General features: G+C 63.8%; 18 protein-coding genes and 1 pseudogene. 7 read left to right on the top strand and 12 right to left on the bottom strand.

The features are described 5' to 3' along the window. Window positions 1-15: 15 nt before the first annotated feature. The 3 genes from D5687_RS06055 to D5687_RS06045 all read right to left on the bottom strand — a co-directional run bounded on the left by D5687_RS06055 (window position 16) and on the right by D5687_RS06045 (window position 6539). Window positions 16-2388 (bottom strand): diguanylate cyclase domain-containing protein, encoded by a 2373-nt coding sequence (locus tag D5687_RS06055; protein WP_125198879.1) that lies wholly within the window; start codon window positions 2386-2388, stop codon window positions 16-18. Window positions 2389-2637: 249 nt separating this feature from the next. Then, window positions 2638-5007, bottom strand: a complete 2370-nt coding sequence (locus D5687_RS06050) for a diguanylate cyclase domain-containing protein (RefSeq protein ID WP_158611777.1) — start codon at window positions 5005-5007, stop codon at window positions 2638-2640. Window positions 5008-5237: 230 nt separating this feature from the next. After that, window positions 5238-6539: a PAS domain-containing methyl-accepting chemotaxis protein gene (locus D5687_RS06045; protein ID WP_125198877.1), complete on the bottom strand. Its 1302-nt coding sequence runs from the start codon at window positions 6537-6539 to the stop codon at window positions 5238-5240. Between the two features lie 242 nt (window positions 6540-6781). On the opposite strand from D5687_RS06045, the pseudogene trpB reads away from it, so the two are divergent. The 3 genes and pseudogenes from trpB (at window position 6782) to D5687_RS06030 (ending at window position 10144) form a co-directional block, all read left to right on the top strand. Next, a pseudogene (trpB, locus tag D5687_RS06040) lies at window positions 6782-7974 on the top strand (tryptophan synthase subunit beta). Then, the gene (purT, locus tag D5687_RS06035; RefSeq protein WP_125198876.1) at window positions 7967-9178 is read left to right on the top strand and encodes a formate-dependent phosphoribosylglycinamide formyltransferase; all 1212 of its coding nucleotides are present in this window, start codon (window positions 7967-7969) and stop codon (window positions 9176-9178) included. Before trpB ends, purT begins: the two are co-directional and overlap by 8 nt. A gap of 27 nt (window positions 9179-9205) precedes the next feature. Further along, on the top strand, window positions 9206-10144 hold the full coding sequence (locus D5687_RS06030) for a zinc transporter ZntB (protein ID WP_125198875.1): 939 nt from the start codon (window positions 9206-9208) through the stop codon (window positions 10142-10144). A 23-nt stretch (window positions 10145-10167) separates the two neighbouring features. Here D5687_RS06030 and D5687_RS06025 read toward each other — a convergent pair whose 3' ends face one another. Then, complete coding sequence (locus tag D5687_RS06025; RefSeq protein ID WP_125198874.1) at window positions 10168-11001, bottom strand: ZIP family metal transporter; 834 nt, start codon at window positions 10999-11001, stop codon at window positions 10168-10170. Window positions 11002-11167: 166 nt separating this feature from the next. Here D5687_RS06025 and D5687_RS06020 point away from each other — a divergent pair, with 166 nt between their 5' ends. Next, window positions 11168-11374 (top strand): dodecin family protein, encoded by a 207-nt coding sequence (locus D5687_RS06020; protein WP_240031436.1) that lies wholly within the window; start codon window positions 11168-11170, stop codon window positions 11372-11374. A gap of 109 nt (window positions 11375-11483) precedes the next feature. On the opposite strand, the gene D5687_RS06015 is transcribed toward D5687_RS06020, so the two are convergent. Further along, on the bottom strand, window positions 11484-11831 hold the full coding sequence (locus D5687_RS06015; protein WP_125198873.1) for a 4a-hydroxytetrahydrobiopterin dehydratase: 348 nt from the start codon (window positions 11829-11831) through the stop codon (window positions 11484-11486). A 166-nt stretch (window positions 11832-11997) separates the two neighbouring features. Between D5687_RS06015 and D5687_RS06010 the strand changes: the two genes are divergently transcribed. Next, window positions 11998-12894: a DMT family transporter gene (locus D5687_RS06010; RefSeq protein ID WP_125198872.1), complete on the top strand. Its 897-nt coding sequence runs from the start codon at window positions 11998-12000 to the stop codon at window positions 12892-12894. A 109-nt stretch (window positions 12895-13003) separates the two neighbouring features. Here the strand turns inward: D5687_RS06010 and D5687_RS06005 are convergent, their stop codons facing one another. From D5687_RS06005 to djlA, 3 genes are all read right to left on the bottom strand, one after another. Further along, the gene (locus tag D5687_RS06005; protein ID WP_125198871.1) at window positions 13004-14050 is read right to left on the bottom strand and encodes a class I fructose-bisphosphate aldolase; all 1047 of its coding nucleotides are present in this window, start codon (window positions 14048-14050) and stop codon (window positions 13004-13006) included. Between the two features lie 379 nt (window positions 14051-14429). Next, on the bottom strand, window positions 14430-14882 hold the full coding sequence (locus tag D5687_RS06000) for a CopD family protein (RefSeq protein WP_125198870.1): 453 nt from the start codon (window positions 14880-14882) through the stop codon (window positions 14430-14432). 30 nt (window positions 14883-14912) lie between these two features. Next, a complete protein-coding gene (djlA, locus tag D5687_RS05995) occupies window positions 14913-15695 on the bottom strand; it encodes a co-chaperone DjlA (RefSeq protein ID WP_125198869.1) in 783 nt (260 codons plus the stop codon). Window positions 15696-15939: 244 nt separating this feature from the next. Between djlA and D5687_RS05990 the strand changes: the two genes are divergently transcribed. Further along, window positions 15940-16536 (top strand): LemA family protein, encoded by a 597-nt coding sequence (locus D5687_RS05990; protein ID WP_125198868.1) that lies wholly within the window; start codon window positions 15940-15942, stop codon window positions 16534-16536. Between the two features lie 11 nt (window positions 16537-16547). Beyond that, window positions 16548-17552 (top strand): M48 family metallopeptidase, encoded by a 1005-nt coding sequence (locus D5687_RS05985; protein WP_125198867.1) that lies wholly within the window; start codon window positions 16548-16550, stop codon window positions 17550-17552. Between the two features lie 98 nt (window positions 17553-17650). On the opposite strand, the gene D5687_RS05980 is transcribed toward D5687_RS05985, so the two are convergent. From D5687_RS05980 to D5687_RS05965, 4 genes are all read right to left on the bottom strand, one after another. Then, window positions 17651-18811 carry a hypothetical protein gene (locus tag D5687_RS05980; RefSeq protein WP_125198866.1) on the bottom strand — a complete coding sequence of 387 codons (1161 nt, stop codon included), beginning with the start codon at window positions 18809-18811 and terminating at the stop codon, window positions 17651-17653. A 127-nt stretch (window positions 18812-18938) separates the two neighbouring features. Next, entirely contained in the window at window positions 18939-20117 is a 1179-nt protein-coding gene (locus D5687_RS05975; protein WP_125198865.1) for a hypothetical protein, read from the bottom strand. 289 nt (window positions 20118-20406) lie between these two features. Beyond that, window positions 20407-21537 carry an outer membrane protein gene (locus tag D5687_RS05970; protein WP_125198864.1) on the bottom strand — a complete coding sequence of 377 codons (1131 nt, stop codon included), beginning with the start codon at window positions 21535-21537 and terminating at the stop codon, window positions 20407-20409. Between the two features lie 18 nt (window positions 21538-21555). Beyond that, window positions 21556-23006: outer membrane beta-barrel protein (locus D5687_RS05965; RefSeq protein ID WP_125198863.1), on the bottom strand; the 1451-nt coding region annotated here is incomplete at its 5' end.

The following is a 23006-nucleotide window of genomic DNA, read 5'->3' as shown; positions in this document are numbered from 1 at the left end:
TGGTTCCGCTCGGGATCAGCTCAAGTCGGGCCCGGCTGCGTCTTGGCGTCGTCGGGCCTTTTCTTGGTACATGGCCTCGTCGGCTACCTGCAGCAAGACATCGGCGGTCACGCCGTCCGCCGGATAGACCGCCGAGCCAATGCTGACCGCCACGCGAAGCGTGCCCTCTTCCACCAGCACAGGCCGCCCGACCTCGTCGCGCAGCTTCTGCGCCACCTTTCGGACATCGTCGGCATCCGTCGGGCGCACCAACAGTACCGCGAACTCATCGCCACCCAGGCGGGCGACGCTGTCCGTCTCGCGGGTCGCCTCCTGCAACCGGCGCACGAGGGTCACCAGCATGTGGTCGCCGACATCGTGGCCGTAGGTGTCATTGATTGGCTTGAAACCATCCAGGTCGAGATAAAGCACTGCCGCCAGGTCGCCATGACGCTCGGCCTCGACAATCGCCCGATTGAGGCGCTCGTAGAACAGCACCCGATTGGCCGCGCCGGTCAGCGGGTCGTGATGGGCGCGGTGCCACATGCGCTGCTCGCGGTCATGGATGTCGGAGATGTCGCTGAACAGCCCCACCATTCGCCATTCGCCCCAGTCGAGCGTCAAGGCGGTCAACGATAGCCGGACCGGGGTGTCCGAATCCTGCCGGTCGATCAACGACAGCTCCCCCTCCCAATAACCCTGCTCGCGGGCCTCGCGCCAGGCGGCCTCGAAATCGACCCCATCCTCCCGGCCGGTCGCCCGAAAGACCGTGCGGACCGTCAACGACTTGGCCTCGGTCTGGTCCACGCCGGCAAGGCGCAGGAACGATGCGTTGCAACGCTGCAGATGCCCCTTGGTGTCACAGACGAAGATCGCCTCGTGGGCCGACTCGATGATTGCCTCGGACTCCAGCCGGGTCTCCGCCAGCGCGCGCTGCTCGCTGACATCCTGAACCGTACCGATCATCTGCCGTCGACCGTCCTCGCCGACCTCGATCACGCCCCGTTCCATCACATGCCGCACCTCCCCGTCCGGGCGCAGGACGCGATGCTCGATTAGATACGGTGCGCCCGTGGCAAACGAACGACGTGTGGCCTGCTCGACGCGCTCGCGGTCGGCCGGATGCACCAGCCCCATGAACGACTCGTGGGTGGGACGGAAGGTATTCGGCGAGACACCGAAGATGTCGTAAATCTGGTCCGACCACTGGATCTCGCCCTCCGGCCCGTCCGACTCCCAACTGCCGAGCCGGGCGATCCATTGCGCCTGCTCGAGCCGCTGATGCTCGTCGTGCAGATCGGCCAGCAAACGTGCTCGCAGCCGATCGCCGAGATAATCGCGGCGATCGAGCACCAGCAACGTGCCCAGCACCAGCAGCAGCAACCCCAGCGCAACACCTATCTTCAGCCACATCCAACGCCAGGACGTCGCCACCTCGGGGACGCGCTGGTAACGCAAGACCCACGCAGAGGCATCACCCAGCGTGTTCTCAACTGGCAGGGCCGAGATAACCACCGGGCTTGGGTCCAGTGAAACCAGCGAGAACGGTCGCCCCGCGGCCAATTTCCCGGCGGCGCGTTCGGCAACAGTCGCCTCGAGGGCGTCAATCTCGTCTGAGGTCCAATTGCCCGCCGGTGGCAACAACCCGGGATTGTTGAAGGGGTCGGCTTCCTGGTCACGCAAGAACTCCGGGGGGAGCGGCGTGCTCGCGTAGTAACGCTCGCGGGCCTCGCCCCAGACCGTCGAATCGACCAGCGAGCGCGGCAGGATCAAGCGATAAAGGCTGGCATCGGGGTCGACGTGATGCATCAGGAAGGTGCGAAACGAGAACGAGGCCTCAACCGAACCGACAAATTCGCCCGCGTGCATCAACGGGTAGATATGCCGGAAGCCGTTGTACACCCTCCCTTCCTCGAAACCGAAGACCGGGCGCCGGGTCTCGTTGACCAGTCGCAAGCCGGCGCGCACGTCCCAGAGATCATCGCCGAACGACCCCGGCAAGTGAAAGCGCAGGAAGCTCACCGCACCGGGCAGGTGAAAGTGAAGTTGGCGAAAGCCGTTGCCCTTCATCCGTTCGTAGGCAGGCACGAGACGGGTATGCAATTGCTCACGCAACCGTGCGAGCTCGGCTTGATCCTCGGTGGTAGCCGCACGGTGCATCAGGTCGACCACAGCCGGTGCGCGCAAGTGAGCGATCACCACCTCCTCGGCCAGCGTGCGCTGGTAGCCCTTGAGGAGGTCGTACTCCATGACGAGGTGGCTCAACGCCTCCTTGCCGAGCGAACGCTTGAGTTCACGGTGTGAGTCGGTGAACGTCCACACCAGCACGGAAAACCCCACCAGCACGGTCAGGAAAACCAGCGCGTGGCGAAGGTAGAGGCGCCTGATGGGTGCTTGAGTCTGCGGCATCCGTCGTCCGTGGTTGATGAACGCCCCTCATCCAGAGCTCGTATCGGGAGGAGGGAATACAAGCGAATTTATAACATGCCCACAAAACCGGAACCGACACCGGACGTGGTCGGGGCAGCGACGAGGTGTCCGCCTCCAGGCGCTTTAGGACACCGCTCACGACTACAATCGGGCGAACTCGCGACCACCCGAACAAACCGGCAAAAAACGCCACCGGCACAGCCCAGGTAAGCGTGATGTCGCCTCACGTTAACGACGAGTCTCGGACGCCCCCGATTCTTCGGCCTGCTTGTGACGCCGTTTCTCCTCGTACATGGCACGATCGGCCACCTTGAGCAACTCTTCTGCGGTCTCACCGTCGTCCGGGTAGAGCGCCACCCCAATACTCGGCTTGATCTTGAGATCGTGGCCACGCCAGACCACGGCGCGCCCCAGCTCGTCCCGGAGCTTCATTACCACGGTCTGGACATCGTCATCTGTCGTCGGGCGAGCGATCAACACGGCGAACTCATCACCACCCAACCGGCTGACCGTGTCGGTTTCGCGCATCACGCCCTGCATCCGATTGGCCACCTCAGACAACAGATAATCACCCGCGTCATGCCCCCAGGTGTCGTTGACCGGCTTGAACTCATCGAGATCGATGTAGAGCAGACCGACCAGGTCGCCGTGGCGCCGGGCCTCCTTGATGGCTCGCGACATCCGCTCACGGAGCAACACCCGGTTAGGCAGGCCGGTAAGCGCATCATGGTGAGCACTCCGCCACATCGCCGCTTCGCGCGCCTTGAACGACGAGATGTCGGTAAGCACTCCCACGTAATGGGTTGCCCCCCACTCCGAGCTGAGCGACGTGAGCGACACACGCATGGGCAACGGCTCGCCACTTCGGCGTTTCTGCCAGATCTCGCCCTCCCAGGCCCCGTCGCGCTCGAGCTCCTTCCAGATATCCTCGCAACGCAATTCCCCGGGCTGGTCCACACACAAGCTTGACGCAGGGCGGTCGATCAATTCATCCGGGGCGTAACCCGTCAAGTCGGTGAACGCGGGATTGACCCGGAGAATCAGCCCATTCTCGTCGGTCACCATGATCCCTTCGTGGGTGGATTCGATGATGGCCGCGGCCTGACGGCGCTCCTCTTCGGCCTTGCGGCGCGCGGTAAGGTCCTGGACGGTCCCGTAAAGGCGACAGGGAGAGGTTTTTGGCTCAGCCTGCCCCCGGGACTGGATGTAGCGGACACGGCCGTTCTTGCGATAAATGCGGTGTTCGACGTTGTAGGGTATTCCGCTGGTCAGCGCGCCCTCGATCGCCGCCCGGACGCGTTCCCGGTCGGCGGGGTGAACCGCCTCGAGAAAACGCTCGTAACTTGGTGTTATCTCGCCGGGTTCGTAACCGAATATCCGATATATCTCATCCGACCACTGAACCTGACCCGAGGGCAGCCGAAATTCCCAGTTACCGACGTGAGCCAATTGCTGAGCCTCCTTGAGGCTCTGTTCGCGCTCTTGGAGCGAGGCCAGCAGCGCCTCCCGCTCGCGCGCGAAACGCGTCTCCCGCCGGTCGAGGTTTACCACCAGCACGATAGCGACCAAGAGAAGTACACCCGTGAACAGGATCTTGAACCACAGGTAACCCCATTCACGCCCCATCCCGGGCGCTTGTTCATAGCGCACGATGTACGCTCCCCACTCTCCCCCGATGGTCTGGATCGGTAGAAAGGACACCACCAAGGGCCGCGGTTGGCCCACGGTCAGGGCAAACGCCTCCCACTCGGCCATGCGCGCCTGCACCCTAGAGGCAAGTTGCTGGTCGTAAGCAGGCAGGCTGTCGACGAGCCATGCGTATTCAGGAGGGGTGAGATCGGGAAGGGACACCAGGTCGGCATATAAGTCGACCTCGAACTGTGAATTGAGCCCCGATGCCAGGTAGTTTTTGGAGGTTTGCTCCTGCCAACCCCTTTTGCGGACCAGGGCCCGGTCGACCAAAAGCCGATAAAGCCCGTGATCCAACTCGGAATGATGGTCCAGCACGGCGCGAAACGAGAACGAGACCTCCACCGAGCCGACAAACTCGCCATCGTGGAACAGGGGATAGACGTGCCGAAACCCGTTGAAGAGACGACCTTCCTCGAAACCGGAGATGGGCACCTTCCGCTCGTTCACCAGACGCAGGCTGGGCCGGACATCCCAAAGGGAATCGCCAAAACGGTCTGGCCGATGGAAACGGAGGAAACTGACGGCACCCGGCAGATGAAAGTGAAATTGCCGGACCCCCTTCTCCTGCAGGCGCGGGTAAAGGTCCTCGAGCGCGTGGGACAGGCGCTCCCGAAGCAACGAATGTCGCTTGGTATCGGTCGTGTTGGCAGCCTCGGCCAGAATGTCCGTGACTTGATCTCGCTGCAGCCGATCCTCATAGATCTGGTCGGCCAGTAACCCTTGCCAGTCGGCCCAGGCCTCGTATTCGGCATGCAGGTGGCTCAAGGCCTTCTGCGTGGTCGTATGCTCGAGTTCCCGATACCCCTGCCAAAAGCTCAATACAAGCAGGCCATAACCGACAAGGCCCAACACCAGCGTGACCCAGTGACGCGCATTCCGTCTCGCGATCGATTCTTGAATCGGCAAGCTATCCCTCCCGGATGGCGCAACGGCAAACTCCGTCCGTGATCGCTCGTGGTTGCCAAAGGCCGAGCATAGTTCATCGTTAAAAGGAACCACGCCATACCACTTTCGTGCGAGTCAAACGCACTGCCGTTTTGCAACACTCACCGGAAGGCACTCGGTGGCAACAACAGCCCGGAAGGCAGGGTCACCATGACCCGGGGGATGCAGAGATGTTCGCGACCCGGTATCGACTAGCCGCGCGGGATGGACGACACCGAATCGAGAACGTGCGAGGCGCCTTCGCGGATCTCCTCGACAATCGCTTCGACCGAGCGCACCTGCTCTCGACCCAGATCGGCCACCCGGCTGGCGTTCTCGATCCGCTGCACGATATCGCCGGTGTAGTCGAGGTTGCCGCGAATCACCTCGGCGATCTCGCCGGTGGCGGCACTGGTGCGCGCGGCCAGCTGGCGCACCTCGTCGGCCACCACGGCAAAGCCGCGCCCCTGCTCACCGGCCCGCGCGGCCTCGATGGCGGCATTCAACGCCAAAAGGTTGGTCTGGTCGGCCACGGCACTGATGGTGGCGACGATGGTCTCGATGTTCTTGGATTCATCGTTGAGATTACCGATCACCGCCTTGGCCTCGGCAATCAACTCGCGGATCTGTTCCGAGGTCTCGATCGAGGTGCGCAGCGAATCGGCACCCCGGGCGGCGATGTCGGCGGTCTGCTGCGCGGTGGAGCACGCGACCGACGAGGCATCGCGTGTCTGCTCGGCCGCCAGCACGGACTCGGTGATGTCTGTTGCGAACTTGATCACCTTCTCCACGCGCCCGTCCTCGTCGAGGATCGGGTTGTAGGTCGCCTCCAGCCAGACCTCCTGTCCGTTGGAACGAAAACGTCGGAACTTGCCCGACCGAAACGCCCCGCCGGCCAGCTCCGACCAGAAGTCCGGGTGCTCGCGATAGAAGGCGTCGTCGCAGAACAGGCGATGGTGCTTGCCGCGGACCTGGTCGCTCGTGTAGCCCACCGTGTCGAGGAAATTGCGGTTGGCATCGATAATCGTGCCGTCCGGGGTAAACGAAATCACCGCCATGGATCGATCCAGCGCCTTGAACATCGCCTCGTGTTCACGGAGCTCCTCGGCACGCTCGGTGACGTCCGAGGCGATCTTGACCACCCGTTCGACCCGGCCATCCGCCGACTTGACCGGGAAGTAGGTCGCTTCCAGCCAGAGACGATCGCCCCCGGCCGTCACCCGCGGGAACGTGCCCGAGTGCGACTCCCCGCTGCGCAGGATGTCCCAGAAACGTCGATAGGCGGTCGACTCGGCGTAATCGTGGTCGCAGAACAGGCGGTGGTTTGCCCCCACCACCTCGCCGCGCGAGCGGCCCACCGTCTCGAGAAAGCGCTCGTTGACGTCCAGCACGTGGCCGTCCGGGCTGAACTCGATGTAGGCGACCGAGCCACGCACCGCATCCAACACGGCATTTCGCTGGCGCAGCTGGATTTGGCACTCGGCCAGTTCGTTGTGCAGACGACGATTGAACATCTTCGATTCCTCCCGGCCGCCTCGCTCCCGACAGATGCAGGGGGTCAAGATCGGCGTTTTTGTATCGTTATTGTACATGTCTTGTACAACCGATGTGCAGCTTAGTGCACCAGCACGGGGAGTGCCGAGTTCGCTGGCGAACACGAAACGGAAGGGACAGACCGGATGCCGGGGACTTGGCAACGCTTCTCTGGCGTTGGATCATGCAGGCACGCAACACAATCACCAGGCAGGAAGTTTGAATGTCCTATCTAAAGGCTTTTCCGAACAAGGAAGGCTACTTCGGTGAATTTGGGGGCGCTTTTCTGCCACCAGAGCTCGAGCCACACTTTGCCGAGATCGAACATGCCTACCTGCGCCTGATGCGATCGGCCGACTTCCTCAACGAGCTGCGCTACATCCGCAAGCACTACCAGGGACGCCCCACCCCCGTTTATTACGCACACAACCTTAGTGCCGATGTCGGCGCCCATATCTATTTCAAGCGCGAGGACCTCAACCACTCCGGCGCGCACAAGCTCAACCACTGCATGGGCGAGGCGCTGCTGGCCAAGCACATGGGCAAAAAGAAGCTGATCGCCGAGACCGGCGCCGGACAGCACGGCGTGGCTCTCGCGACCGCCGCGGCCTACTTCGGCATGGAGTGCGAGATCCACATGGGCGAGATCGACATCGCCAAGGAAGCACCCAACGTCACACGCATGAAGCTTCTCGGAGCCAACGTGGTGCCGGTGGGTTCGGGGGGCGCAGCCTCAAGGAAGCGGTCGACTCGGCCTTCCAGAGCTATCTCTCGCAGGCCGACGAGGCGATCTTCGCGATCGGTTCGGTGGTCGGCCCGCACCCGTTCCCCAAGATGGTGCGCAACTTCCAGTCGGTGATGGGCATCGAGGCGCGCGAGCAATACCTGGAGATGACCGGCGAGTTGCCAGATCACGTCACTGCCTGCGTCGGTGGCGGCTCTAACGCCCTAGGCCTGTTCGCCGGCTTTATCGACGATGACGACGTGCAGCTCCATGGCGTCGAGCCGCTGGGCAAGGGCACCGAGCTCGGCCAGCACTCGGCCACCATGACCTTCGGCAAGCCCGGCATGATCCACGGCTTCAAGTGCCTGCTGCTGGCTGACGAGGAAGGCAACCCGGCGCCGGTGCATTCGATCGCCTCGGGGCTGGACTACCCCGGCGTCGGCCCGGAGCACTCGCACCTCAAGACCTCCGGGCGGGTGAACTACCACGCCATCAGCGACGACGAGACCCTGGATGCGTTCTACAAGATCTCGCGCCGCGAGGGCATCATCCCGGCGCTGGAATCGGCCCACGCGATCGCCTGGGCGATGAAGTTCGGCCGGGAGAACCCCGGCACCACCATCCTGGCCAACCTCTCCGGACGTGGCGACAAGGACATCGACTACGTCACGGAGAACTTTGGCCATGGCTGATCACGGCAGCATCGACACCCGCGCGGCGCAACTGGGCGCCCCCGGTTCGCCCGAGGCCCTCCGGCTGATGCTCCTGGGCGCCGGCGAGCTCGGCAAGGAGGTCGCCATCGAGGCCCAGCGGCTGGGCCTGGAGGTGATCGCCGTCGACCGCTACGCCAACGCGCCGGCCATGCAGGTTGCGCACCGCTCGCACGTGATCGACATGCTCGACGGCACGGCCTTGAAGAGCGTGATCACCCAGGAGATGCCCGCCCTGATCGTCCCGGAGATCGAGGCGATTGCCACCCCGACACTGATCGAGCTGGAGGCACAGGGCTTCGTGGTCACCCCGAATGCACGCGCGGCGCGGCTGACCATGGATCGCGAGGGCATCCGCCGACTGGCCGCCGAGGCCCTCGCCCTGCCGACCAGCCGGTTCGCCTTCGCCGAGACCGAGGCGCAATTTCTTTCCGCCATCGACGAGATCGGCACCCCCTGCGTGGTCAAACCTGTGATGAGTTCATCGGGCAAGGGCCAGTCGCTGGTGCGCGAGCCGAGCACGGCACTGCGCGCCTGGGAGTTCGCCCAGTCCGGCGGCCGGGCGGGACGCGGACGGGTGATCGTCGAATCGTTCATCGACTTCGACTACGAGATCACCCTGCTCACCGTCCGCCATCGCGACGGCATCACCCTCTGCCCGCCGATCGGTCACACCCAGGTCGACGGCGATTACCGCGAAAGCTGGCAGCCCCACCCGATGAGCGAGACGGCGCTGGCACGGGCGGGCGAGATCGCGCGCACCATCGTCGATGAGCTGGGCGGCTACGGCATCTTCGGCGTGGAGCTGTTCGTCAAGGAGGACCAGGTGTGGTTCAGCGAAGTCTCGCCACGCCCGCACGACACGGGGCTGGTGACCCTGGTCTCGCAGGACCTGTCGGAATTCGCCCTGCACCTGCGGGCCATGCTCGGTCTGCCGGTCCACGAGATCGGCCAGCGCGGCCCGTCGGCCTCCTGCGCCATCGTGCGCGAGGGCGAAAGCACGCACCCGATACTGACCGGGATGGCCGCCGCGCTGACCGAACCCGGCACCGAACTGCGCCTGTTCGGCAAGCCCTCGCTGGCCGGCAAGCGTCGCCTGGGCGTGGCGCTGGCCCGTGGCGAGTCGATCGAGCAGGCACGCGAGCGTGCCCGTCGCTCGGCCGGCTCGATCCAGCTCAAACCGTGACCCATCGCGATACCGGGAGAGGCACCCATGAGCACGCGTGACTGCATCCGTCTCGATGGTGGCGGTGGCCAGGCCGGCCCACACCAGCAACCGGTCGGCACCTGGATCCGCTTCAATTGGGAAGACCCAGACGATCGCGCCTGGCTGGAGCAGGACGCCGGCGTCGACGAGCTGGTGGTCGACAGCCTGCTCGCCGAGGACACCCGCCCGCGCGTGGTCGAGCACGACAACGGCCTGCTGCTGATCCTGCGCGGCGTCAACCTAAACGCGGGCAGCCGACCGGAAGACATGATCTCGCTGCGGCTGTGGTTCGACGGCGATCGGCTGATCAGCACCTCGCGCTCCCCGCTGCGCACCGTCGAGGGGATCGCGCACCGGATCGAGGAAGGCACCGGGCCTGCCGATCTCGGCGAACTGCTGATGGAACTCGTCGAGGGCCTGGCCGAACGCACCGACGAGTTGATCGAGTCGATCGAGGAGGAAATCGACGAGCTCGAGGCACAACTGCTCGAGGGGGCCGACCGCGAATTGCGCGGTCGCATCGGCCAGATACGTCGCAGCATCATCGTCATCCGCCGCTACCTCGCACCCCAGCGCGACGCGCTGGCCCGCCTTTCGACAATCAACCGCCCGCTGCTCGCCTCGCTGGATCGCGGTCGCGTCCGCGAACAGGCCGATGCGCTCACGCGCCTGGTTGAGGACCTGGACATGGCCCGCGAGCGCGGCGCCATGATCCACGAGCAACTACTCACGCGGCTGTCCGATCAGCTCAACACCCGCATGTACATCCTGTCGATCGTGGCGGCGATTTTCCTGCCGCTGGGCTTCGTCACCGGGCTATTCGGCATCAATGTCGGCGGCATGCCGTGGGTGGAGACCGAGATGGGATTCTGGTGGGTGATGCTGCTGATCGTCGCCCTTGGCGCCGGGCTAGGGTTCTGGCTCAAGAGAAGGCGTTGGTTCTAGCCCTGGCATCCGGGCCAGGTCATTCAACTCAAGGCCACGTCCAGCACCATCATCACGATAAACCCGCCAACCACACCCAGCGTCGCGGCATCGGCATGGCCACTGCGCTGGGCCTCGGGGATCACCTCCTCGACCACCACGAAGATCATCGCCCCGGCGGCGAAGGCCAGCGCATAGGGCAGGATGGGTTGCCAGAACAGCACCGCCGCCGCCCCAATCACCCCCGCGATCGGTTCGACCACGCCGGATAGCTGGCCGTACCAGAAGCTCTTTCGCCGGCTCATCCCCTCGCGGCGCAGCGGCATCGCTACGGCCATGCCCTCGGGGAAATTCTGGATACCGATGCCGATGGCCAGCGCGACCGCCGCACCGAGGCTGGCATTGTCAAAACCATAAGCCAGTGCGCCGAAGGCCACCCCGATCGCCAGCCCCTCGGGAATGTTGTGCAGGGTGATCGCCAGGACCAGCAACGTGGTTCGCCGCCAGGTCGTCGGCATCCCTTCGGCTTCGTGCATGGGGGCATTGAGATGCAGGTGCGGCAGGATCAGATCCGCCCCGCGCAGGAACACCGCACCCAGCGCGAACCCCACCGCCGCCGGGAACCAGGCGGGCACGGACAGATCCGCGGCCATCTCGATCGATGGCGCCAGCAACGACCAGAAGCTGGCCGCAATCATCACCCCGCCCGTGAATCCCAGCAGCACATCGAGCAGCCGACGGTTCTCGCGATCGGTGAAGAACACCGGCAGCGCCCCGGCGGCGGTCATGCCCCAGGTGAACAGCGTGGCGATCAGTGCCTGCACGACCGGGGAGGCGCTCACGAAGGCGTCGATCGGCGTGAGAAACCAGTCAATCATCGCCACTCACCGGGTCTGAACTGGGCAACATGTATCGCCTTTGCTTGGGTCAGGTTGAACGTCGGGCCCGCGCCACGAGGACCCGACTGCCTCTGACAGGATACCGATTCACCATCTACCCTTGTTAGTGGCGTTATCCATCCACGTACAAGGCAGGAGGGAAGCCATGAGCAACGACATGTTGAAGGTCGTCGAGGTCCTCGCGGAGTCGGAAAAGTCCTGGGAAGACGCGGCCAACCAGGCCATCGCCAATGCCAGCCGCAGTGTCCACGGCATCAAGTCGATCTACATCAAGGACTTCGAGGCCAAGGTCGAGGACAACCGCATCACCAAGTACCGCATCAACGCCAAAATCACGTTCCAACTTGACTGATTGATACGTTGATCGGACCGATAGACCGGCCCTCCGCGTAGCGGGGCCGGTTTTTTTCTTCTGGCCAGACAAGCGCAGAGGAGCAATGTCTGCAAGACAGGCAAGTGACCTAGTGCTCGGCGGCGAGCTTGTCGGTACGCGCGGCCATGATGAAGTCGTTGCGATGCAGCCCGCGAATCTTGTGACTCCACCAGGTGACGGTCACCCGCCCCCACTCGGTCAGCAGCGCGGGGTGATGGCCTTCCGCCTCGGCAATCTCGCCCACGGCGTTGGTGAAGGCCAGGGCGCTCGCGAAATCGTCAAATCGAAACACGCGCTCGAGCTGTCGTACCCCGTCGCGGGTGATCACCTGCCAGTCATCCTGCAATTCCTTCTGCAGTGCAGCGATCTCGTTGTCGTCCAGGGTGGGCGCATCGGCCCGGCATGCCTCACAGCGATTCGTGGCCAGTTCGCTCATCTCGTCAAGACCTCATCGACTTCAATTTCAGGGTGTCCGCGCCATGGAAAAGGGCTTCTGGCGTCGCAATGGACTGTAGGCAACGAGTACCGCCGCGTCCATCGCTGTCCTTATCTGCGAGAGCATGTTAGTTTGCTTAGCTACCTAACTGTTCGATGGGTGCACCGTGACAGAGAGCCAACATCATCACCGTCTGGGCCTGATCCTGATGGCCCTCGCCGTTCTGACCATCCCGATGTCCGACACGATCGCCAAGTGGCTGTCGACCGAGTTGTCGGTGGGCGAGATCGCTTGGCTTCGGTTCGTGTTCCAGACCCTCTTCCTGCTGCCGTTTGTCGCCATGTACTGGCGCGGCGGACGGCTGCGGCCGATCCATCTCCTGTTGGGCGCACTGATTGCCGCCTCGATCCTGTTCCTCTTCTGGGGGCTGGCCCACCTGCCACTGGCCAACAATATCGCGCTGTTCTTCGTCGAGCCGTTGATCCTGGTCATCTTCTCCGCCCTGTTCCTGGGCGAGCGCATCACCGCCAGGCGCTGGATCGGCGTGCTCGGCGGGCTGGTGGGTGCCGTGGTCATCCTGCGCCCGAACTGGGGCGCCTTCGGACTGGCCTCCCTGCTGCCGATCGCCGCCGCTGCCTGCTATGCGGGCTACCTGACCGCGACGCGGGCCTGGACCAGCGCACCTCGGCCCCGCGATGCGCTGGTACTGCAATTCTGGGTGGGGGCCGCCGCCTCGTTGATCATGCTGGGCTTCGTGCTCCTGGGCCAGGGCCTCAGCTGGTCGATCGCCCGCTGGGACATGCCGGAGCCGCACGAATGGTTCTGGCTGGCCGCCGCCGGGGTGCTCGCCGCCTTCGCCCATGTGCTGATCGCGATGGCCTTCGCCCGCAGCGATGCCAGCCTGCTCGCCCCGCTGCAGTATCTGGAGATCTTCGGTGCCACGATCCTCGGCTGGCTGATCTTCGCCGAGTGGCCGGATGCGTTCACGATCCTCGGGGGGCTGATCATCATTGCCGCCGGCCTGGTGGTGATCCGCGAACGACCGGCCGACGCCCACCCCTGAGCAAGCGCCGACGAACGCCCTGGTCGCTCGTTAGCCGGTCGTTCTCTGGCACCAAAAAAATCCCGCCGGATCGGCGGGATTGTCTTGTCGACCGTGCGGATTGCCTGAATCAGGCGCCTTCCATGTCCTCGCTGTACTTGCCGAGACTGGCCAGGCCGTTGTACTTCGCCCGCGTGAAGGCCCGTTTCTGGGCCTCTTCGACGTTAGCGGGCTCGCCCTTCCAGAAGTTGAGCGCCGGGCCCTGGATGGCACGCGCGTAGCTGAAGGTCAGCGGCCATGGCAGATGATCGCCGTGGCGGGTGTGCATGGCGTTCAGATGTGCGCTGGATTCCTCGACGCCCTGCCCGCCGGAGAGGAACACCACGCCACCCAGCGCCGCCGGGACGGTGCGCAAGAGGGTCTCGACCGTGCGGTCGGCCACTTCGTCGACGCCCGCCCGGTTCGCGGCGTTCTTGGCCGAGATCACCATGCTGGTCTTGAGGATCACGCCCTCGAGCATCACGTTCTGGTGATAAAGCTGACGGAAGACCTCGTTGAGCTCCTCCTCGGTGACCCGCTCGCAGGTGGCGATGTCGTGGTCACCATCAATCAGCACCTCCGGCTCGATGATCGGTACCAGGCCGGCCTCCTGGCACAGGGCAGCGTAGCGAGCCAAGGCATGGGCATTGGCCTCGATGCAGCCGCGGCTCGGCAGGCCCTTGGCGGTGTCGATCGCGATGACCGCCCGCCACTTGGCAAAGCGCGCGCCCATCTCGTAGTACTCCGCGAGGCGCTCGCGCAAGCCGTCGAGGCCCTCGGTGACCTTCTCACCATCCGAGCCGGCCAACGGCTTGGCCCCGGTATCGACCTTGATGCCCACCACCTGGCCGCGCTCACGCATCACGTCGATGAACGACTTGCCGTCGGCCGCCGACTGACGAATCGTCTCGTCGTAGAGGATCGCGCCGCTGACGTACTCCTCGAGGTTCGGCGTGGTCAGCAGCAACTCGCGATACTCGCGCCGCTTCTGCTCCGTGGCATCAATGCCGACGGCCTCGAAACGCTTGTTGCAGGTTCCATTGCTCTCGTCGATCGCCAGGATGCTCTTGCCGGGCGCGACCATCGCCTTGGCCGTCTTGATCAACTCGTCGGCTTTCTCGGGACGATAGGTAGTCATGCGCGAACTCCTTGATTCCGTGTGAAATCATGTCGTGAAAAGTGACCGCTCTAGGGAAACTCTTCACGATTCGATGGCATCTCTGGCTTGCGGGTTTGTCCGCAATCAAGGCGCCGGACCGAAGACGGGCTCGTTGCCCGTCGAGGGACGGTAACGCCGAGTGCGGACAAACCCGCGAGCCCCGTCCGGGCGGGCCTCCAAGGGCCCATCTGCGGCGTTGCAGCCCTTGTAAAGGGCCACGGCCCTTCACGGCGGACTGCGCCTTGCATCTGGGCCCTTGGAGGTCCCGCAGAGACGTCATCGAATCGTGAAGAGTTTCCCGAGACCATAGTCCCTGGCCGGGCGGTTTTTCAAACCAGCGCTCGCCCGACGCACCGCCTTACAGGTAGGAGCCGCCCCCACCGATCGCGATGCTCACCAGGCCCAGCCACATGATGATATGCACCAGCCGGCGGATGCGCGGAATCATTTCCCCGGCCCGTGACCAGTCCTCGGCCGCCACCGCGATGTGCAACTGCCGATACGGCCCGAAGGCGAGCACGACGAACGCGATGATCGTCAACCAGCCGAACAGTTGCATCCCGTGCAGGTAGCCCGGCGAACCGAACCCACCGAACGCCGAGAACAGCATCCCGTAGCCACTGATCAACAGGGCGGCAATCAGGACCCACACCCAACGAAAGAAGCGCGTAAACACCCGATCCCAGAGCGAGACCCGCTCAGGGCCGGAAAGAAACCCCACCGACGGGCGCAGGATCACGTAGGCATAGAAGACACCACCGATCCACAGGACCGCGGACAGCAGGTGGATCACCATCAATAAACCGGTCATCACGTCACTCCTTCGTTGTAAAAACGGCTCTTACCCTTGGGCCTGACGCGACCGACGGATGGTCTCGTAGGCGTTCTGGATTTCCTGGCTGCGCTCCTTGGCCAACTCGACCATTGAATCCGGCAACCCCTTGGCAATCAGCTTGTCCGGATGGTGCTCGCTCATCAACTTTCGATAGGCGCGCTTGACCTCGGGATCGGTCGCCGAGCGCTCCACCCCCAACGCCTGGTAGGCGTTGTCCAGGGCCGCGGCCGTGGTCGGCGCACCCGGACCACGTTGATAGTGGCCCGCCAGCAGCGCCTCGAGCCGGGAAAAGTCGGCATCCGACACGCCCAGGGTATGGGCGATACGCATCAACGCCTCGCGCTCGGCCGGGGCAATCTGGCCATCGGCGAACGCCGCCTGGATCTGGATCTCGAGAAAGACCCGCAGCAGCGTCGGCTGGCTGCCGCAAACGCGCACGAATCGGCGAATGATGTGTTCGGGATCGAAATCGCTGGCCTTGCCGCGATTGAAGGCCTCGATCGCGCGTCTGCGCCGTGCCTTGGTCAGGCGCATTTGCGTCATGATCTGCTCGGCGGCACGAATCTCCGCCTGCGTGACCTGGCCATCCGCCTTGCAGACGTGACCCAGCACGGTGAAGGTCGTCTCGAAGAAGGTCTGTTGCACCTCGAGCAGCCGCCCACCGACCCGCTTGATCCGGCCGAAGAATCGATCGAGAAAGTGCCCGAGCAACAGCCCGATACCCGCTCCGATCCAACCGAATATCCAGAAGCCAAGCCCGGCCCCCACCGCTTTTCCAATCCAGGACATGCGTGTTCCCATCAGTGAACCAAGCGTGCAGTGTGCCAAAAACCGACGATTGACGTTGCTGCCGAACGCCCCGCCCTGTTTTCCCGAAACCGCAGTTCGCCACCAGCAAACGCCGTGTACCCAGCCGATCCACTCTCGACTGCCACGCAACTACCCAGCGAGACGAGTACACTCGTGCGGGTCCATCCAATCCTGGTCAAACGGCCCGCGACCATTCGTCGCGCTTAAGCAAGGAGAAGCCGCCATGGGAACCGAAATCTGGATCGTGATCGCGCTGGTCGTGATCGCCGCCGTCTACGTCATCTACCTCTACAACAAGCTCACCTCGTACCAGACCCAGTACGAGAACGGCTTTGCGCAAATCGAGACGCAATTGAAGCGTCGCCATGACCTGATTCCCAACCTGGTCAACACGGCCAAGGGCTACATGGACCACGAAGCCTCGGTCCTCAAGGAGGTCACCGAGGCGCGTGCCGCCGCCGAAAAGGCGGTCGACGCGGCGCATGACCGGCCGGGAAACCCCGAGACCATGGACCTGCTTTCCCGCGCGGAATCCGCGCTCACCAGTGGCCTGGGCCGACTGAACGCCACCTTCGAGGCCTACCCGGATCTCAAGGCCGATGCGAACATGCGCCAGCTCGCCGAGGAACTGGCCACCACGGAAAACCGCGTCGCCTACTCCCGCCAGGCCTACAACGACCTGGTGCAGAAGTACAACGAGTACCGCCGCTCCTTCCCGCCGGTCGTGATCGGCAAGCTGGTCGGCCATGGCGAGGATGCCCAATTGCTGGAGTTCGAGGACAGCGAGGCCATCCAGAAGCCCCCCGAAGTCAGCTTCTGAGCCGGTAACTCATGGATTTTCGCGAACAGCAGGACCTCGCCCGACGACAGACCCGAATACTGGTCGGACTGTACGTGTTGCTACTTCTCGCCGCTGCCGCAACCGTGGGCGGGCTGATGTGGCTCGGGCTGACACTGGGTGAACAGGCACAGGCGGCTCAGGGCAGCGGTCCGTCCAGCATGCCGGTAGATGCAACGTGGGAGGCGTTTGCCTGGGCCGCCGGACTGACCGGCGGTGGCATTCTCCTGGTCACCCTGTTTCGCTGGTTCACCCGCTCGGACGGCGCCAAGGTGGCTCAGTCGCTCGGCGGCCGCGAGCTCACCGGCGCGGGCGAAACCAACCTCAGCCCGGCCGAACGCCAGTACGTGAACGTGGTCGACGAGATGGCGATCGCTTCCTCCCTGCCCCGGCCGAGGGTATTCGTGCTCGACCGGGAGGCCGGTATCAATGCCTTCGCCGCCGGCACGAAGCCGGAGAACGCCGCGGTGGCCGTGACCCAGGGCGCGCTGGACAACCTCAGCCGTGACGAGTTGGCCGGCGTGGTCGCCCACGAGTTCGGCCACATCGCCAACAGCGATATCAAGCTGTCCGTGCGCGTGGCGGCAATGGTGTTCGGTTTCACCTTCCTGTTCTTCGTCGCCCGCTGGTGGTTCCACGTCGGCATCGGACCAGGCCGGCGAGACGCTCGCCTGCGCATCGCCATGCTGGCAGGTGCGGCGGCCATCGCGCTGGTGGGGCTGCTGACCGTGTTCTTCGGTCGCATCCTGCAGGCGGCCGTCAGCCGCCAGCGCGAGTTTCTCGCCGACGCCTCGGCCGTGCAGTTCACCCGCTATCCCGACGGCCTGAAAAGCGCCTTCGAGAAGCTCAAGGGCGGCGCCTCCTCCCGGGTGGAGTCCGATGCCGCCGCGGAGATGAACCACGCCTTCCTGTTCCGCGCCGGCGGCGCCCGCCTGTTCGACACCCACCCGCCGCTCGACGAACGGATTCGGCGGCTCGAGGGCCAGCCGTCACCATAGGAGCGGCTTCAGCCGCGAAACATTCGGGTGGCACCGTCAAACCATCGCGCCTGAAGGCGCTCCTGCGAGACGCGATGGCTCGCCGACCATTGCCGTTGTTAGTGAATCGGCTCGTGAGTGAACTCGATCACCGCCCGGGCATCGTCGGCCGCCTGGGCAAAGGCATCGGCCCCGGTGCCGCTGTACCCCGTGCCGTCGAACACGGCATCCATGATCGACTCGGTCTGCTCGACATAGGTGCCGTCCCCATCCGGGTCGGTCAGGTAGGTAACGGTCCCCGTGTGGACACCGGTGCGCTCGTAGGCAAACCCGGACAGGTCGTAGTAGCCGTCCTCTGGGTTGTTGATGCCCAGGATGGTGTTCAGGTAGACGACCGTGTCCGTCGTGATGCCGTTGGTCTTGGACGAGGCACTACCCAGGAACACCGCGGCGTCCTGCAGGGTCCAGCTGCCATCGGTCAGGGCCGCCCGATAGAGCGAGAGGTTCGCCAGCGGTGAGTCGATGGTGAACTCGTTGCCGGCGGCATCCACCACCACGAGCCGGCCGGCGGCATCGGTGTCCAGTTCGCCGTCGGCATCCAGGGCAAGCGTGCGCAGTGCCTCTTCAAGCGAGTGATCAAGCACCGTTGGCGGCGCCCGGACCACGTTCAGCCGTTCGAATTCGACTTCCTGCAACGCCGCCTCGTTGACCACCTCGGTAAAGCCTTCGGCATCCGGATCATCTGAGGTGTACGCGATCACGTTCCCATCGGCATCGAGGAATTGCACGCGACCGAGGTCGTCGAGCTCGGGGGATCCGTCCGGATTGCGCAGGATCACGTAGAGATCGCCGTACAGCCCACCCTTGCCGGACGCACCTCGACCCGACGTTCCTGGCATCGCGTCGAGGCTGTCGCGCCCCTTGCCGCGGAACACGCTGTCGACCAGTTGCTGGCTGCCTGCGCCGGCGTGGCCACCGCCTTTGCCGCCCTTGCCGCCGGCACCACCCTTGCCACCCGGGCCTTTCTTGCCGTGGTCGCTGTCGGCGTGATCATCGGTACCGTCATCGGTGTGCGTCGTGCCGGTATCGTGGCCACCGCCCGCCGAGCCGCCCCGACCACCGCTGGAATGGCCGCCCTCGGCGGCCTGAACAGTCGAGATGGCGGTAACCGGCGCGAGCGGGCCCGCGTCGATGAGCATCGATCCGGAGACGAGCCCGGCGACGGCCAGACTGGCGAGTAACGGGCGATGTGTTTTCTTGAACGAATTATTGATAGTCATGTGAATCTCCCTGGAGATTGCCCTTCTGCACTGATCGGTCGCTTCGCTTGAGAGTCGAGGCGAAAAAAAGACCCCCGGAACGGGGGCCTTGAAAATGGCTACCAGCCATTCCACCTCACCAAGCGAATCAGTGAATCGGTTCGTGGATGAACTCGATTACCTGCAGGGCGTCGTCCGTCGACAAGGCGTAGCCCGTGGCGCCGTCAGCCGTCGCGGTTTCGCCGTCGAACACCGCATCCAGCAGCGACTCGGTGACGGTGATGTAAGTCCCATCACCCTCCGGGTCGGAGAGGTATGTCACCTCGACAGGAGTCCCATCCGGATTGGTGTAGGCATCGGTACGGTCATAGGTGAAACTTGTCAGGTCCACATAGTCCGTTGTGCCCGCATCGGTCACCGTGTTGAGGCCAAGGATGGTGTTCAGGTAGACGACCATGTCGAGGCTCACCGTACCGAACTTGCTCGCCGCGGCGGCCAGCAGGGAGTCCGTCTGGTCGAGGGTGAACGTCTCGTTCCCGTCGATGTCATCGTTCAGTCGCACGATGGCATCCTGGTAAAGCGCCAGGTTTTCCAGCGGCGAATCGATCGTGTAGACGACGCCGTCAGCATCCACGATCACCACACGACCGGCGGCATCGAACTCGAGCACACCATCGGCATCCAGGGCGATCGTCTCGAGCGCCGTGTCGAGAGAGTGACTCAGGACGGCCTGCGGCGAACGGGCCAGGTTCAGGCGGTCAAACGAGACCTCCTGCAACAGCGTTTCATCGACGACCTCGGTATATCCCTCGTCTTCCGGATCATCCGATGCATAAGCGATCACGTTGCCATCGACATCGAGGAACTGCAGGCGACCCTCGTCATCAAGGATCGGCGCGCCGGTGAGGGGGTCTCGCAGCACCACGTAGAGATCACCGTAGAGATCCCCCTTGGTGGTACCGGCATTCGGATTGCCGCCGCCCATGTCACCAGTCGGTCCATCACCTTCCGGCGGGCCCTTGTCGTCGGGTCGACCCGTGATGCCGGCATCCCGGCCACCGGTACCCTTGCCGCGCAGCACGTCGTTGACGTCCAGGCTCTGTTGGCCTCCGGAGACGCCGCCAGCGCCACCGATGCCGCCCTGGCCTTTCATGGCACCACCGGCCCCTTGGCCGCCTTGGCCTTGTTCCGAGGCCGCATGGGCCGACGAGATTGGCATCAGGTTGTGCGTGTAGGTATTGCCGACCAGCATGGGCACGGCAAACACACCGGCAGCCACCAGGCTGACGGTCAAGCGTTTCTGGTTGGTATTGAAAAGCGATTTCATGTTCAGTAAGAGGGAGCCTCCTTTCTCAGCTGTCCCAATACACTTATATGCCCATAAACTACTTCGTACAAGGTAGTTAGCCGATCAAATTTTACGGGCCAGACCAATATCGATTTATCAAACCTACTATCGAATAAAATCACAGCATATCAGTCAGTTATTTTATCGTCCGGCGGACGCCATTTGCGGGTCCAAACGCCACTATCCACCGCCCGGATCAGCCCCAAAAACAATGAACCCCGCTCGACGGCGGGGTTCTTTTCGCACAGGAAAATGGAGCGCCCCCAAGCTAGAAGCGGTAGCCCACCCCGAGCCGGAACTGGTCGGTTTCGTTGTCCAGGCTCACCGTGTCGGTGTTGCCATGGGTGGTCGCGAAATCAATGTCGCCGTAGTCCGTGCGGTTGTAGTCCATTCGCACGAAGGTATTGGGCGTCAACGGCACTTCCGCACCCAGGCCGAAACGGGTTCCGATCTCGCTGACATCGCGGTTGATGTCGTTATCGGGATTCTCGCCCTTGCGGTATCGGTAGTTGAACTGGCTGCGCGCCTTGCCCAAACGGGCGTAGAGCAGCGTGCCGTTGTCCAGCTGGTAGCCCAGACGAGCGGAGAGCGCCTGTCCACCCTTCTGCTCGGCGGAGAATTGGCGGCCCGTCGGCTCGCGCACGTGCTCCCATTCCGCGCCGCTGTTCTCGACGTCCAGTTCCAGGCCGAGATAGATCCGATCCCACTGCCAGCCGTAACCGGCGAACACGCCGGTGCTTGCGCCGTCATTACCGAAACTGGCCTGCAAACGATACGGCCCCTCGTCCGAGTCGTAATGCTCGGCGTCGAGGTCGCTGGTGAGCAGGGTATGGCCGACCTGTCCACCGGCGTAGAAGCCGCCGATATCTCCCTCGGTCGGGTCGACCGGCGCGTAGTCCTGGCCACCGAAGCGCCAGCCTAGACCGATGCGGAACAGCCCTTCACGTGTCTCGAACCGGTCGACGCCATCGGGCGTGGTGTCGTAGACCACATCGTAGCCGTCGTAATCGGTGATGCTGTAGCCCATGCGCCAGAACAGGTGCTTGCCCGCCGGCACGTCGACGCCCACCCCGTAGCGGGTGCCGTTCTGGTCGTCCGAGTCGTCTGCGGCGTTCTGCGGGGCGTCGTTGGCCTGGTAGAAGGTATCGAATTCGCTGCGAACCATGCCGAGCTGGCCGGAAAGCAACGCCCCGTTGGCCAGCACGCGACCGCCGCGCAGGCTCGCGCCCCAGCTGTCGTTCATGTCGAGCGAAAAGGTGCGGCTGGTTGACTTGTTCTTGGAGTGATCCCAGTCGGCACCGCTGCGCGCGCCTTCAATCTCGATGCCGCCGTACCAGTTGTTCCGGGTGGTCAGGCCCCAGCCGGCGAACAGACCCGTGTTCCAGCCCTTGCCGACCATGGTGGCGGTATCAGTGCCCTACTCGCCACGCGGCCCGATGGTATCGGTGGCCAAGCCACTCACGCCGGCTTGCGCACCGGCGTAGAAGCCACCGCCGAGCCCCGAGCCACGCGTGTCGGCCAGCCCGGAGAAGGTGCCGGCGACCACCGCCGGCTCGCGTACCGGGTACAGCAACGCCTTGAGACGCAGGTAGAACTGGTCTCGCTGGTAATTGCCATCGAACAGGTCACCGTTGAACTGATCTTGCTTCTCGTTGAACGGATCGCGGAAGTCGGAGTCGCGCTGAAAGTGGCGGTAGTCGAACTGCAGCAACAGGTTGCGCGTCAGCCGGTACTCGATCCCGACGCCGGCACTGATCAGGTCGTCGGTGCGATCCACCTCCTGATAGTCCACCTGGCCATAGGAGGCCAGGGCCGACAAGGTCGTGCGGGGCGTGAGGCGGTGCTCGACACTGGCCTCGGCACGGCTGTAGAGGTAGCTCGACGAAAAAATCGGCTGCACCCCATCGGGCATTACCCAATATGTCGTCTCTTCGAGCGAACGATCGAGCGATCCACGCAACTTGGTGAATGGCGTAACCTGCCAGTTCACTTGAGCTCCGATGTCCGGCGTCGTGATCGACGAGAAACGAGGATCATCGAAGTTCTGATGCAACACCCCCGCATAGACCTCGCCATCGAGACTTGTGCCCTGGCGGAAAGCCAGGCCCGCCGCTACTCGATAACCGTCCGAATCACGGTCAACGTCCTCACCGGGTAGAGCAGTGGTTTCGAAATGGTTGGTTAGTTGCTCGTAGCGTCGGGTCTCGACCGAGCCCTGCACGAACGGCTGGATTTGCGGCGAGCGCAGGTAGGTCAGTCGCGCACCGAGGGCGTAAATATCCCGATCACGGTCGTCGTGGTTGATCGGCACACCAGTTGCATCGATGCCGCTCTCGTAATCCAGTTGCTGCGCCGTCGCGCCCAGTCGCAACACGGTCTGACCAATACGACGCGCGTAGCCGCCATGGGCATCCAGGCTGTCGTATTGCACCGGTTCCACCCCGGCCGCCCCTTCCGGCGAGGTGCGATCCTCGTGCGTCCGGGTGTAGCCCAGCCCGCCAAACACGTTGGAGACGGCATTGATGTCGTAGCGGCCGTCTGTGTTGAGCCAGAAGTCGTCGTAGTTCTCGTCGCTGTTGTCGCGATAGCGCGCCAAGTCCGCCCCAGCGTTGAAGTTCAGTTCGTGGTTGTCCCAGTCCGAGCGCACCGCGAGGCTCGGCGAGAGAATGCCGACGGTATCCGCTGTCTCGTCTTCGATCGGTGCAGGTGGATCCTGTTCCTTAATGATCGGAACTGACCCGTTCACGCCGTAGATATTGGTGTCGTACAGCGTGGTGACGGTCACCTGGGGGAAGAAAAGAAAACCGCCCGCGTGAACTGACCCCCAAAAGTTGGACGGTTGGTTAGGCGGGCACCAAGGCCTGAGTC

Source organism: Guyparkeria sp. SCN-R1 (assembly GCF_003932495.1).
In the GTDB taxonomy this organism is placed as follows: Bacteria; Pseudomonadota; Gammaproteobacteria; order Halothiobacillales; family Halothiobacillaceae; genus Guyparkeria.
This window is presented reverse-complemented; position numbering and strand designations above follow the sequence as displayed.